Origin of the sequence: Mangrovimonas sp. ST2L15, assembly GCF_001280515.1 — a bacterium.
In the GTDB taxonomy this organism is placed as follows: Bacteria; Bacteroidota; Bacteroidia; order Flavobacteriales; family Flavobacteriaceae; genus Mangrovimonas; species Mangrovimonas futianensis.
Genome location: NZ_LBIQ01000030.1, coordinates 764,296 through 780,420 on the forward strand (window position 1 = coordinate 764,296; position 16,125 = coordinate 780,420).

Genomic DNA, 16,125 nt, shown 5'->3' on the forward strand with positions numbered 1-16,125 from the left:
TGTTGGCTTCTCTGTGGTAAATGTAACGCATTATTTATTTTAGCTAAAATTCAAAAAGGACTTCATGAAAATCATTTCTTATAATGTAAATGGTATAAGAGCAGCAATAAACAAAGGATTTCTAGATTGGTTGAAATTAGCCAATCCCGATGTCATATGCATCCAAGAAATCAAGGCTATGAAGGAGCAGGTAGATGTTGAAGCTATTGAAGAAGCAGGTTACAAATACCATTATTGGTTTTCGGCCAAAAAGAAGGGATATAGTGGTGTTGCAATTTTTAGCAAGGTGAAACCAAATCATGTAGAGTATGGTACTGGAATTGAATCCATGGATGATGAAGGCAGAAATCTCCGCGTTGATTTTGATGGGTTTTCGGTAATGAGTTTGTATTTGCCATCAGGAACCAATATTCAAAGATTAGATCATAAGTTAGAGTATATGGCCATGTTTCAAGACTATGTTGATCAATTAAAGAAGAAGATACCTAACCTGATTATCTGCGGCGATTACAATATATGTCATGAAGCTATAGATATTCACGACCCTGTGAGAAATGCTAAGGTATCTGGTTTTTTGCCCGTCGAGCGAGAATGGATAGGTGGGTTTATTGATAGCGGTTTCATTGATTCATTCAGATTTTTTAATAAAGAACCACACCATTATAGTTGGTGGAGTTATAGAGCAAACGCTAGAGCCAATAATAAAGGATGGCGTATTGATTATTGTATGGTGTCAGAGCCTTTGAAAGACCAAATGCAACGTGCGGTCATTTTGCCCGAGGCAATGCATAGTGATCATTGTCCTATTTTAGTTGAAGTTAAATCCTAAATTCTTATTAGAGTTCATGAAAAGTCGATTCCTTTTAATTCTTACCGCCATTGTTTTTGTTTCCTGTGTTTCTCCTAAAGTATATAAGGACTTAGAGAGTAAGTACAACGCGCTTCAAGAAGACCATCAAAACTTAAAGAAAAGTTATGATGATTTATTGGCTGAGAAAAACCAAGCACAAAATGAATTGAATACATTATTGGCGGATTATGAAAAGTCTCAATCAGACCAGAGCAAATTGTCGGGAGAATTGGCTGCATTAAAGTCCAATTATAACAATCTAAAGAATTCTTATGATGCTTTGGAAGAAAATAGTTCTTCGGCTTTGGCTGAAAATGCACAAAAAAACAGAGAATTATTGGCGAAATTGGAAGCTAAAGAACAGGCTTTGGCAGCAGAAAGCGCCAGACTTGAAACATTAAGAAGGGAATTAGAAGAGCGATCTAATAGGGTTGCAGAATTAGAAGGAGTCATAGCAGCCAAAGATGCCGCAATGACACAATTAAAGGATGCCATCTCGAGAGCCTTAACAGATTTTGAAGGTAAGGGTTTAACCATCGAGCAAAGAGACGGGAAGGTTTATGTATCTATGGAAAACAAACTGTTGTTTGAATCTGGAAGTTGGGCGGTTGGTGCTTCAGGACGTCAAGCTGTGAAACAATTGGGAACAGTATTGGCTGATAATCCTGAGATTGCAGTGCTAATTGAAGGACACACAGATAATGTGCCTTATTCAGGAGGTGGTAACCTCCAAGGAAATTGGGATCTTTCAGCTAAAAGAGCTACAGCTATTGTTCAATTGTTAATGGAGAACCCTCGAATAAAACCTGATAATTTAACGGCCGCTGGTAGAGGAGAGTTTTTACCCATTGCTTCCAACGATTCTGCAGAAGGAAAAGCAAGAAATAGAAGAATCGAGGTGATTTTAACACCAAAGCTCGATGAGATTTCAAAGATTTTGAATGAAATATAGCAAAAGAGATTCTTGCAACCGATATATCCTTTTTCTTGAAAGAAAATAAATGATTACCTCAAGATTTCAAGCAATATTATCGGTTTCATAGTTTTAGGTAGTGGTTTTTCTTCAAAGTGAATTTTTTTGCCATTTTTTGGGGTCTTAGCTCTGCTCGCACTTTATCGAATAAAAAAGCTTTTTGTCTATTTAATAGGAAGAGCCCAATTTATGAGTTTCTTTTTTTATAATTTTTGGCTCTCAAAATTCTTATAAATTCTAATTAGAATTGAAGAATTACTTGGATGTCGTAAGACGAGAAAGAAAAAAACAACTAACTTATTTAATTTATGAAGAAAACTACATTCCTTCTACTGCTGGCTTTTATGTTGTCAATTTGGCACGTAAAGTCGCAAGTGATGATAGGGTCGGGTACAATCGAGACAGCGAATACCCCTTTCGAGCCCTTCTATGGTTACACGTACTCTCAGTCCATCTATTTGGCTGACGAAATTAATGCGTCTGGTGAAATTACAGGTTTACAATGGTATTATAGTGGTACGTCGGCATTGCCAGATAGCCAAGATTTGGTGATTTATATGGCTGAATCGACGACTTCATCTTTTCCTACCACTGCAGATTGGGAGCCATTTGCAAATTTTACTCAGGTATATTCTGGTGGAATTACAGTAGAGGCTGGGGTAAATGGCTGGGTTCAAATTGTGTTTGATACCCCCTTCACCTATTCAGGAGCAGATAATTTAATTATTGCCGTTGATGAAAATATGCCATCTTATGATTCTTCATCAGATGATTTTCATAATACTAATATGGGGACTTCTAGGTCTATCTATTATTATAATGATGGGACAAACCCAGATCCAGCGTCTCCGCCAACATCTGGTTTTAGTTTGGGAGTTTCGAATAATGTTCCAAATATTATATTAGATGGTATTACACAAGCTTGTCCTAACCCTTCTGATTTAACAGTTAACTCTTCTGGGTTGGATAGTGCAGAATTAGCTTGGACTGAAAATGGAGATGCTACTTCTTGGAATATTGAATTGGTTGAGGCTGGAACAACTCCAACAGGAACAGGAAATTACACAGCAGACGCTAATCCATTTACTGCTACAGGTCTTACTTCTGGTACTAGCTATGAATATTATGTTCAAGCCGATTGTGGAGCTGAGCAAAGTGGATGGATAGGCCCTTTCTCATTTGATACGCAGTTATGTGATGTGACTGAGCAGTGTGAGTACACATTCGTGATGACCGATTCATTTGGAGATGGTTGGAATGGAAACACTATGACCATTTCACAAAATGGTGTAGATGTAGAAACAATTACTTTATCTTCCGGTTCTTCAGGGGAGGCTCCGATAACTTTGTGTGATGGTGAGCCATTTGAAGTATTTTGGAATACAGGAGGTTCATGGTCAGGAGAGGTTGGAGTAGTTATTCAAGCCTTTGGTGAAGATTTATTTACAATGCCAAGTGGTTCAGGTTCTTTACAAGGAACAACTATTTATTCTGGAACAGTAAACTGTACGCCGCCGAGTTGTGCGATACCTACAGATCTTACTGCCGATAATATCACGGCTTTTACCGCAGAATTAAGTTGGACAGATAATAACACTGGTGTTTCTTCTTGGAACATAGAAGTTGTTGAAGCTGGAACAGCTCCAACAGGTGTGGCAACAGACGTTGCAGATACTAATACAGGTTTTGAGGTAAGTGGTTTATCTGCTATAACAGAATATGCTTATTATGTTCAAGCAAACTGTGGAGATGAAGATGGATTAAGCAACTGGGCTGGACCATTCTTTTTTACTACAGAATGTGCTGTTTTTGTCCCTCCTTATTTACAAGAATTTAATTCATTTATCCCAGATTGTTGGGCTGAGGCTGATAGTGGTGATCCTACAACAGGACCAGGAGATTTTGGAGATACCTGGACTTGGGCTGAAGGTGGATTTGCTAACGTTGGTTGGGCAGGTGCCTACAGAATTAACTTATATGGAAACGCGAAAAGCGACTGGGTACTTTCTCCTGAGTTCAATTTAGATGGTGGTCCTTGGCAATTGGAATGGGATTTTGCCATTATGCAAGGATTTGGAACTGATACAGCTGGAACTTTAGGTTCTGATGATCAAGTTCAACTTCTAATAACTACTGATGGTGGTACTACATGGACACCTATTGAAGAGTGGGATAACACATCTATTGTTCCAATTGGAGGTGACCATTTTATTTACAGTTTAGAAGCTTACACAGGTGTAGTTCAATTTGGAATCTGGGCCTCAGAAGGTGCCGTTTCTGATTTTGCAGATGCAAGTGTAAGTTTTGATAATTTCGAGATTGTTGAAATTCCTTCTTGTCCACAACCTACTTCATTGACGGTGGAATTAGTTGATATGACAACTGCTATATTGGAATGGACTGAGTATGGTACAGCTACTTCATGGAATATCGAGATCGTAAATGTTGATCTTGGTGAAACACCAGATGGAACACCTGATTATACTGGTGTTACGAATCCTTATACTGTAATGGATTTGGATCCAGAAACGAATTATGAGTATTATGTTCAAGCCGATTGTGGTGTAGATGATGGTACTAGTACATGGAGTGGTCCAAGAGATTTCTATACTGGATATTGTATTTCTGTGCCAACAAGTAATGATGGCCAAGGAGTTACCAATGTACAAATTGAAACTACAAACTATCCTAGTTTTGGAGATGTAACCTACGAAGATCATACTGACGGTGCGGTTCAAAACTTGTTCCAAGGTTGGGAAACCACGGTTAATGTAAGTTTTGCAACAGGATTTTCATACTATACAAATATTTGGATTGACTTAAATGACGATTTAGTTTTTGATAATGATACAGAGTTGTTCTTTCAAGGAGAATCTGTCTTTACCAATCCAACAACTTTAGAGTGTATTTTTACATTGCCTGTAGATGCAAATCCAGGTTTACACAGAATGCGTATTGGTACTGCCGATGGTGGTCAGCTTAATCCAAATCCATGTTATAATGGATCATGGGGTGTTACTTTAGATTTTACAGTAAATATTGTAGAGCCTACATGTGAACTTCAGGAAGCTACTTTCGCATTGGTTGATGACTGTGCTAACGGTGATCAATTCTTAATCGACGTAACTTTGGTATCTATGGGAGATGCTACATCAATCACTATTGGTAGTGATTATGATGATGCAACAATAGAAGCTACAGAGGCTGGAACTTATCAAATTGGACCTTTCCCATTTGATACAACTGTTATCGCTTATGCAATTAATACTAATGATTCAAACTGTTTAATTAACAGTACACCATTCTTACAATTGGCGTGTCCTCCAGACAATGATAATTGTGATGCGGCTATTGAAGCTGGAGTGAATGAAACATTTGTTTGTGATATCGTTACTCCAGGTGTTATGACAGGTGCAACTCCTTCAGGTGCTCCTGCAGGATGTGCCGGTGCTAATGATGATGATGTTTGGTTCTTCTTTGAAGCTACAGATGCTAATCTTATTGTTTCAATTAACAATATTGTAGGAGATGAAACCAACCTAGACATGGCTCTTTATTCAGGTACATGTGGTGATTTTACTGAATTAGCTTGTAGTACAACTACATCGGCTATTGTAAATGACCTTGTGATTGGAGAAATTTACTATGTAAGAGTGTTTACAACCAATCAAGGGGTTTATGAAGCTACATTTGATTTGTGTATCAGACCTATTCCAGGTCCAGTTCAAACAGATACAACGACTTACACCTATGAAGAATTGGTAACAGATGTGCTTATTGATTCACCTTGTGCAGATGTATCAAACATCACTTATTCTGGTCAAGAAGGTATAGGTTATTTCTATACTGAATCTCCAGGGTTTGCCTTTGAGGATGGTATTGTATTGGTTAGTGGAAATGCGGACTCTCCAAACTTAACTGGTCCTAACACAGGTGGTCCAAGTCTTCAAAACAGTGGAGGACAAGATCAAGATCTGTTTGATTATATTGAATCAACAGGAATTGACCCAAGTTTATTCAGCTATAATGATTCAGCCGTTTTAGAATTTGATTTTGTTCCATTTGTAGATGAATTTTCTTTCAATTTCTTATTTGCTTCAGAAGAGTATGGAACATTCCAATGTTCGTTCTCAGATGCCTTTGCATTTTTCTTGACAAATACAGAGACTGGAATTACTGAAAACTTGGCAGTAGTACCTGGTACTGGTGATCCAATTTCGGTACTAACGATTAGAGATCAAGCTTATAATGCTGGTTGTGGATCTGTAAATGCTGAGTATTTCGATAGTTATTTTGGAACCAATGGTGTAGATCCTTTAGCAGCTCCAATTAACTTTAATGGTATGACTATTCCGATGGCAGCTTCTTCTACGGTAGAAATTGGAGTTACTTACCATATTAAATTAGTAGTAGCTGATAGAAATGACTCTATTTTAGATTCTGCTGTATTTATCCAAGGTGGAAGTTTAAGTTTAGGAGAGATTGACTTAGGTGTAGATATTACCATTGCCGATGGAACTGCCCTATGTCAAGGTGAACCTGTTGTTCTAGATACTGGACTTGAAGGAGCTTACCACACATGGTATCAGGATTTTGTAGAGATTCCAGGCGAGAATACTTCTGTTCTTACAGTTACTGAACCAGGTAATTACTTTGTGCAAGTTGGGGAATCGGCGCAGTGTTCTGTTTCTGATGATATCAATGTTGAATTCTTACCGTTACCAGAGTTTGTTACTGAGGCGGTTCCACTGGAAGAATGTTCTGGTGAGGACTTCACAGAATTTGATTTGACTCAAAATGCTGAAAGTATTTTGGATGGTACTCAGGATCCAAGTGAATTTACATTTGCTTATTATACAACTGAGCAAGATGCCATGGATCAAACAAACCCAATTTTAGATCCAACAGCTTATGTTAACGTCTCCAGCCCACAAACTATTTATGTTGGTGCTGTTAATTCTACTACTGGATGTTATGACTCTACTTCTTTTGAGATTTCAATCAATCCATTACCAGAACCTGTTCAGCCAGATGATATGTTTAGCTGTGCTGATATGGATGGATATGCAACATTCGATTTAGAAACTCAAACAGATGTAATCACAGGAGGTCAAACAGGTTACCTAGTAACTTATCATGAGTCAATGGCTGATGCAGATGGTGCAATGAATGCGTTAACGTCACCATTTGAAACAATGCCTCCTCAAACTATCTACGTTAGAGTAGAGGATGAAATGACCGGATGTTATGCGACTACCATGTTTGTAGCAGACCAATATCCATTTGAGGATGCCTCTTTCTCTTATGATGAAGAATTTATCATGTGTTCTGAAACAGGTATAGCTATCACGGCTACTGCAGGAGGTAACTTTGCCATCGTGGAACCAGCAAATACAACAGCTGTTATTGATCCAGATACAGGTATGATTACAGGAGCTGGTAGTGGTGCTACTTATGTAGTGTCTTATACTACGACAGGACCATGTCCTCAAACTACAACAGTTACGGTTGAAATGGACACTTGTATCTTCCCAGAGGTAGTAACACCAAACGGAGACGGTAGCAATGACAGTTTCGATCTTACCGGATTTGGTGTGAGCAGTCTGGAGATTTTTAACCGATACGGGACGAAGGTATACAGTTTCACCGGAGCTTACACTGATGAGTTCAGGGGCGTATCTGATGACGGGGATGAGTTGCCAACGGGAACTTATTTCTACGTTGTGAAGTACAAGGACACCGAGGTAAGGACAGACTGGTTCTATATCACCAGAGAACAATAATTAACGCAACCAGAAAAAGATAATGAAAAGACTATATATATTAATCGCTATGGTACTGATCGGGATGGTTGGGGCACATGCCCAACAGGATCCACAGTACACGCAGTACATGTACAATATGAACGTGATGAACCCCGCTTATGCGGGGTCCTTCGAGGGACTGTCCCTTGGGGCGCTTTACAGGAGCCAGTGGGTCGGTGTCGATGGGGCACCCAAGACGGCGACCTTCAACGGTCACATGCCCGTAGGGCGCAAGGTAGGGCTAGGTCTGTCGTTTGTTAACGACCAGATCGGACCTGTAAAGGAGAACAATGCCTATGTTGACTTCAGCTATACGCTCGAGTTGGGCGGCGGTCACAAACTGGCCATGGGGGTCAAGGCAGGAGCTACGTTTTATGACGTAGGTCTTACGGGCCTTGACAGGCTTGATGCCGATGACCCATTGTTGGGAGAGGACGTGAACAGTGTGTCCCCTAACGTAGGGGCGGGTTTCTACCTTTACAAGCCGGATACTTATTATGTGTCTCTTTCCATGCCGAACATCATCAGCACGATCCATTTGGATGCTGAGAACGGGAAGAAGGTAGGATCTGAGACGCAGCACTTTTTTGCGGCTGCGGGTTATGTTTTCGGGTTGTCAGACAACTTCAAGCTAAAGCCACACGCGATGATGAAGATGGCCTTTGATGCACCTATGACCTTTGACGGGAACTTGAACCTTTTCATGTACGATATCGTTGAACTTGGGGTTGGTTACCGTTTGGAGGATTCCTGGACGGCGATGGTAAACTTTATGATCACGCCACAGTTGCGCGTGGGCTATGCCTATGACCATATCGTGAGCGACCTTGACATCAACGCGAATGCCTCCCACGAGATATTCCTCAACTTTGATATCCTGCTTTCGAGAAAGGTATCCCGTTCACCACGTTATTTCTAATCATCCAATCACACAGAATTATGAAAAAGCTCAACATATTTATACTTATAGCAATGATCGGGTGCCTAGTGGGATATTCCCAGAACGCGGCGACCGAGACAGCTGACCGATATTACCAGAACTTTGAGTTCGTTAGAGCGATCAAGAGCTACGAGAAGCTGGTAGAGAAGGGCAAGGGCGACGAGTACGTATACCGTCAGTTGGCCGAGGCCAATTACAACATATTGAACACCGAGGAGGCAGAGAAATGGTACTACAAGGTACTTGAGAGCACTCCCGGAGATGCAGAGATCGTTTACAAGTACTCTCAGATGCTCAAGGCCAACGGGAAGTACGACCGTTCCAATGAGTACATGCGCAAGTTTGCAGAGTTGAAGCCAAACGACCAGCGAGCGGTAGCCTTCATGGAGAACCCGGACTATATTCCACAGTTGTTGGAGAAAGAGAAGACCTTCCGTTTGAAGAACCTGGACATCAACAGCGAGCAGTCCGACTTCGGAGGTACGATCAAGGACGGTAAGTTCTATTTTGCCACGGCAAGGAACAAGTCAAGAAAGACCTATGGTTGGAACGAGCAGCCGTTTTTGGATATCTACGTATCCGAGGTGACTGCAGATGGCTTTATGGAAGCCGACCAGATAGATGGCGACGTGAACACGCAGTTCCATGAAGGAGTTGCGGCGATCAGTCCCAATGGTACGACCATGTACTTCTCCAGAGAGAGTTTCTCGGAGGGGATGTACGAGAAGGACAGTACCACCAGAAGAAAGATCAGTGTGAACAACCTTTTCGAGGCTACCTTTGATGGCGAGAAATGGGGTTATGTAAAACCGTTCCCATTGAACAGCAACACCTTTACGATCAAGGACCCTAGCGTGAGCAAGGACGGAAAGACCCTTTACTTTTCCTCTGATATGCCAGGGGGTCACGGAGGTTATGACATCTACAAGGTATCCATCAATGGAGACGGTACCTACGGAGATGCGGTTAACCTGGGAGACATTGTCAATACCGAGGGAGATGAAGGTTTTCCTTTTATAAGCAGTACCGATGTCCTTTACTTTTCATCCAACGGGCACTTGGGTCTAGGAAACCTGGATGTTTTCTTTACCAAGCTTGACGGCGGGTCTTACCTGCCTGTAAGAAATGCAGGAGTGCCAGTGAACGGTAACATGGACGACTTTGCCTTTACCATCGATGAGGAAAGCGGGGAAGGATTTGTATCCTCCAATAGAGAAGGTGGCAAGGGAAGCGACGATATCTACCAGGTGTTCAGACTTCAGCCAATGTGTACTGTAGACCTTATTGCTATGGTTACCGACAGCCAGAGCGGGGAGCCATTGCAGGGAGCCAGCGTATCTGTATACGATGACCAGGGAAGCATGTTGCTTACCCAGTTGACCGATGCAGAAGGAAAGGCAACTTTCTTGGTAGAGTGCGACAAGCAGTCTGGTCTTGAGGTGAGCATGGACGGTTATGAGAGCGAAAATGTAAGTGATCACGGCACATTAGATCAATCGACTAAATCCAAGGTGGCCCTGGATCCGATCGAGATGATCGTTGCAGAGGACCAAGTGGTACTGAACCCTATCTACTTTGAGTTCGACAAGTCAAACATCACGCCAGAGGCCGCCTTTGAACTTGACAAGTTGGTACAGGTGATGAACAAGTACCCTGATATGGTGATCAACGCGACTTCACATACGGACAGCCGTGGATCTGCCTCATACAACGAGAGATTGTCTGACAGACGTGCCAAGACGACCGTACAGTACGTGATCTCCAAGGGGATCGATGCCTCAAGGATTACAGGTAAGGGTATGGGCGAGAGCGATCCAAAGGTAGATTGTGGAAGCAACTGCAGCGAGGAGGAGCACCAATTGAACAGAAGGTCTGAGTTTATCATCACCACTGGAGGTCCACAGGACCAATAGGGAGATGGAGGACCCAAACATAAGAGCATAAAAAAAGCCCTACCAAACGGTAGGGCTTTTTTATACATGCTAGTTGATGAAATATTGGGAATTCAATAAAATTCTTAGGATTGGAAAGATGGTAGTTTGATATATTATTAAAATGTTAGGTAAATTTCTCTAAATGCTTTAAAATGTTCATTAAAAATGTTAAAATAAAGTTAAATCTATTCATCGAAAATTCCTGTATTTAATCTATAAACTACCAATTAATCGATGGTTGAGGAGCTTTTTTTATACATTTAGTCCTTAAAGTTTACCTAAAATGTTCATTAGTTGAATAGAATAAATTTTCATTCAAAGGATTCATTTTTCAAGTAAATCTAATTTAAAACCACTCCTTAACACAAAATGAAAAGAACTACATTATTTGTATTTATGAGTTTTATGATGCTTTGGCATCTCAATGCTCAGGTCACGATTGGTTCCGGAACATTGGAATCAGAAAATGCACCATTTGAACCGTGGTATGGGTATTCCTATACTCAAACGGTTTATTTGGCTGATGAAATTAATGCCTCTGGGGAGATTACAGGGCTTCAATGGTACTATAGTGGTACATCTGCTTTACCCGACAGTCAGAGTTTGGTAATTTATCTTGCAGAATCCACAAGAACAGAATTCGCCTCTACAACAGATTGGGAGCCGATTGCTAGTTTTACCCAAGTTTATTCAGGAGGAATAACTGTTGAAGCTGGTGTGAATGGATGGGTCCAGATTATTTTCGATACCCCATTTACTTATTCTGGTACGGATAATTTGCTTATTGCAGTAGAAGAAAATATGCCATCCTATGATTCGTCTGGAGATGATTTCTATAATACGGAGGTAGCAACAAATAGATCGATATCACATTATAGTGATGGAACTAATGCCGATCCAGCTTCACCGCCTACAGCAAATAATATTGATAATACCATAGCAAATGTGATTTTGGATGGAATTACTCAGGCTTGTCCAAACCCAGCCGATTTAACTGCCGGTACGGTCGAAGCTTTTTCAGCTGAATTATCATGGACTGAAAATGGTAGTGCAACGGCATGGAACCTTGAAGTTGTTGAGGCTGGAACCGCACCTACTGGAACAGGTAACTATACGGCAGATGCCAATCCTTATACAGTAACATCTTTAAATCCTGGGACCGATTATGAATATTATGTACAGGCGGATTGTGGAGATACAGATGGTTTAAGTGGTTGGATTGGACCATTTTCTTTTACAACTCTAGAGGTTTGTCCGAGTCCATCTGATTTGACAGTTAATTCCACAGGATTGGATAGTGCTGAATTAACATGGACTGAAAATGGTAGTGCTACTGCATGGAACCTTGAAGTTGTTGAAGCTGGAAGCTCGCCTACTGGAACGGGGAATTATACAGCAGATGCCAACCCATATACAGTAACGGGCTTGATGGCCGGTACAAATTATGAATACTATGTTCAGGCCGATTGTGGTGATGCAGATGGAGTGAGCAATTGGATAGGGCCATTCGCCTTTGATACGCAACTTTGTGATGTGAGTGAGCAGTGTGAGTACACATTCGTGATGACAGATTCATTTGGAGATGGTTGGAATGGAAACTCAATGACCATTTCTCAAAATGGTGTAGATGTGGAAACAATTACCTTATCTTCCGGTTCTTCAGGAGAAGCTCAGGTAGCATTATGTGATGGTCAACCATTTGAACTATTTTGGAATACTGGTGGTTCTTGGTCTGGAGAAGTTGGAATAGTTATTCAAGCCTTTGGTGAAGATTTATTTACAATGCCAAGTGGTTCAGGTTCTTTACAAGGAACAACTATTTATTCTGGAACAGTAAACTGTACACCTCCTTCTTGTGAAATCCCAACCGATCTAACTGCAGATAATATTACTGCTTTTTCAGCTGAGTTAAGCTGGACAGATAGCAATACTGGTATTTCTTCTTGGAACATAGAAGTTGTTGAAGCTGGAACAGCTCCAACAGGTGTGGCAACAGACGTAGCAGATACTAATACAGCTTTTGAGGTAAGTGATTTATCAGCCATAACGGAATATGCTTATTATGTTCAAGCGAACTGTGGAGATGAAAATGGGGTAAGTAACTGGGCTGGACCATTTTTGTTTACAACTACTTGTGATGTATTTCTACCTTATTACCTTCAAGAATTTGATACTATTATTCCAGAGTGTTGGGATGAAGCCAATGATGGAGATCCCACAACAGGGCCTTCAGATTTTGGAGCAGGGTCATGGACTGGTGATGGTTTTGCAAATGTTGGTTTTTCAGGAGCATATAAAATTAATTTATTCACAACAGGTAAAAGCGATTGGATCATTTCACCAGAATTTGATTTGACTGGTGGTCCATGGCAATTTGAAATCGATGTAGCTTTTATGCAATTTGCAAGTTCTACAACGGCTTCAACCCTAGGATCAGATGATGAAGTTCAGGTTTTAATTACTACAGATGGCGGTGCTACCTGGACACCTATTTTCGAATGGGATAATACAACGGTCATTGCAGTTGGTGGAGAACATTTCATTTTTGATTTAACGCCTTATTCTGACATGGTTGTTCAGTTTGGTATTTGGGGATCTGAAGGTACTGTAAATGATCCAGAAGATGTTGATGTTTCGGTAGACAATTTTGAAATTCGAGAAATTCCTACTTGTCCTGAACCAGTTGAACTTTCAGCAACAAACCTCTCTTTAACATCTACCGAGATTTCTTGGGTTGAGTTTGGAACGGCTGAAGTGTGGAATGTTGAGTATGGACCTGCAGGATTTACTCCAGGAAGTGGAGAGGGAACAGTATTAATAGATGTTACTAGCCCGCATGTATTAGAGGGCCTTGATTCTGATACTTCTTATGATTTTTATGTGCAAGCTGATTGTGGTGAGGGTGATGTGAGTATTTGGTCTGGACCAGGAAATTTTTATACAGGATATTGTGAATCTGTACCAACAAGTAATGATGGTCAAGGGGTTAGCAATACTGTTATTTCTACAACTTCATTCCCTAGTTTTGGAGATGTAACTTACGAAAATCATACAGATACGGTAGTGAATATCTTCCAAGGTATTTTGGCTAACTGTCAAGTTACTTTCGCTACAGGATTTACATACGACACCAATATTTGGATTGACTTTAATGATAATTTGGTTTTTGAAGCAGATGAATTGGTTTTTGACGGTGTTTCTACAAACCAAAACCCAACCACATTAGATGCTTCATTTGTTGTTCCTGCCGACGCCCCATTAGGGGAACACAGAATGCGAATTGGAACAGCAGATTCTGGACAATCAACACCTAATCCATGTTACAATGGATCTTGGGGAGTTACCTTGGATTTCACAGTAAACATCATAGAGTTGACCTGTGTCATGCCTGAGGTTGAATTTAGTTATATGGAAGATTGTGATAACCTTCAAGGGTTTATAGATGTGGTTATTTCTGATATCGGAGATGCAGAATCTATTTTGGTTTCCAATAACGTTGATGCTACAACTATTCAGGTTACTGAACCAGGTACTTACCAAATGGGACCATTTACTCTAGATCAATCGGTATTCGTTACCGTTGAAAATGAACAAGACAGTAACTGTACCATTAATAGTCCAACTTATTTGACTACTTGTCCAACATTTTGTTTGGATGCACTGCCTATCTGTGCGTCTGATATATGGTATCCAAGTATTACAGGAGATCAGGTTGCACCAGATTATCTAGATTATGGTTGTTTAGGGTCTCAACCAGATCCACAATGGAATACCATAATTTTTGATGAACCTGGTGATTACCAATTCTCTTTAGATCAAACAACAGGAGATGGAGGAACAGGAACAGGATTGGATATTGACTTTATCGTATGGGGACCATTTGATAGCCAAGACGCAGGTTGTTTCTTATTAACACCTGAGTTTGAAGCAGACTGTAGTTATTCTGCTACTGCTTCAGAAACGATTAACCTTAATGGGGTTCAAGCTGGAGATTTATATGTGATATTAATAACAAATTTCTCGCAACAAGATGGATTTTATAACCTTTCTCAAGATTCTGGTCCTGCGAATGGAACCAATTGTGAGGTAGTTTGTGATGTAGTTATCGAAACAGTTGATGGAGTAGATGTGACTATGTTGCCGGAAGGAGAATCTATTGATTTTTGTGGTGTTGAAACAGTTACCCTAGTATCTGAATCTCCTTATGCAGACACATTTGATTTATACAATGATGGTATATATGTTACCACCAATACAACAGGAACTTTTGAAGTATCTGAATCAGGTTCCTACTTTGTGATAGCTTATGGTGATATCTGCGAGGGTACTTCAACATCTGCTACTGTCATGGTTAATCTATTTAATCTAGCATCTATAAATGAACCTGCTGATATGGAAGTTTGTGATGATGCTAGTAATGATGGTTTTGCAGAATTTGATTTTGAAACCCAAACAGCGGTAATTATTGGCGAAGAAGATCCAAGTGTTTATAATGTTACTTATTATGTGTCTCAAGAGGATGCTGATGCAGCAACAAATGAATTGCCAGTTCTTTTTACCAATACTTCCTCTCCTCAAACAATCTATGTAAGAGTAGAAGATGCCAGTTCAGATGGAGGGTCAGATTGTTATGTGGTCACTTCTTTTGAAATTATGGTAAATCCTTTGGATGACGCTTCATTTACATTGACAGCAACTTGTGATGGTGCCATTGCAACTGTTTCAGGAACAACAGGAGGCTCTTTTGTTCTAAATCCTGATTTAGGTGATGGAGCTGTTGTAGATCCTGCTACAGGTACTATAACTGGAGGAATTCCAGGAGCCATATATACTGTTGACTATACAACTACAGGTGTTTGTCCAGCAACTACTTCAGAAACAGTCGTAGTATTGCCTCAAGAGGATGCTTCGTTTACTCTTGAAGCTGATTGTTATGGTGCTAGTGCGACAATTACTGGAGATGTTGGAGGAATCTTTGCTTTTGATGAATTCCCTTCTGATGACGCTCTTATAGATGCTACAACTGGAGAAATAACAGGTGGTTCTTCAGATACAACTTATGTTATTTCTTATACAACAAGTGGGCCTTGTCCTGCTTCTTCTATACAATCTGTAACAACCTATGCTGAGGAAGATGCTTCATTTGAGATGACAGCAACTTGTGATGGAGGTATAGCAGATGTTTATGGAGATTTAGGAGGTACCTTCGAAATTGTAGAGCCAACTAATACCGATGCTGTAATTGACTCTGAAACAGGAGAAATTACTGGTGGTCCAGGAGGAACAGAATTTACAGTGAGCTATACAACTTCAGGCCCATGTCCTGCTACGGAATATGTAACTGTAATGTCAGATACCTGTTTATTCCCAGAGGTAGTAACACCAAACGGAGACGGCAGCAACGACAGTTTCGATCTTACCGGATTTGGTGTGAGCAGTCTGGAGATCTTCAACCGATACGGGACGAAGGTATACAGTTTCACCGGAGCTTACACTGATGAGTTCAGGGGCGTATCTGATGACGGGGATGAGTTGCCAACGGGAACTTATTTCTACGTTGTGAAGTACAAGGACACCGAGGTAAGGACAGACTGGTTCTATATCACCAGAGAACAATAATTAAC

General features: G+C 40.6%; 6 protein-coding genes. All 6 read left to right on the top strand.

Annotated features, from left to right (window positions below; genetic code table 11):
• Positions 1–64 precede the first annotated feature (64 nt).
• Positions 65–829: an exodeoxyribonuclease III gene (locus ZA07_RS07235; protein WP_053971041.1), complete on the top strand. Its 765-nt coding sequence runs from the start codon at positions 65–67 to the stop codon at positions 827–829.
• A 16-nt stretch (positions 830–845) separates the two neighbouring features.
• Complete coding sequence (locus ZA07_RS07240; RefSeq protein ID WP_053971042.1) at positions 846–1,802, top strand: OmpA family protein; 957 nt, start codon at positions 846–848, stop codon at positions 1,800–1,802.
• Positions 1,803–2,131: 329 nt separating this feature from the next.
• Positions 2,132–7,606, top strand: coding sequence for a choice-of-anchor L domain-containing protein (locus ZA07_RS07245; RefSeq protein ID WP_082316535.1), 5,475 nt, complete (start codon positions 2,132–2,134; stop codon positions 7,604–7,606).
• Positions 7,607–7,628: 22 nt separating this feature from the next.
• Complete coding sequence (locus tag ZA07_RS07250) at positions 7,629–8,546, top strand: type IX secretion system membrane protein PorP/SprF (protein WP_053971044.1); 918 nt, start codon at positions 7,629–7,631, stop codon at positions 8,544–8,546.
• A 20-nt stretch (positions 8,547–8,566) separates the two neighbouring features.
• On the top strand, positions 8,567–10,480 hold the full coding sequence (locus tag ZA07_RS07255; RefSeq protein ID WP_053971045.1) for an OmpA family protein: 1,914 nt from the start codon (positions 8,567–8,569) through the stop codon (positions 10,478–10,480).
• Positions 10,481–10,870: 390 nt separating this feature from the next.
• On the top strand, positions 10,871–16,120 hold the full coding sequence (locus ZA07_RS07260; protein WP_082316536.1) for a fibronectin type III domain-containing protein: 5,250 nt from the start codon (positions 10,871–10,873) through the stop codon (positions 16,118–16,120).
• Positions 16,121–16,125: the final 5 nt, after the last annotated feature.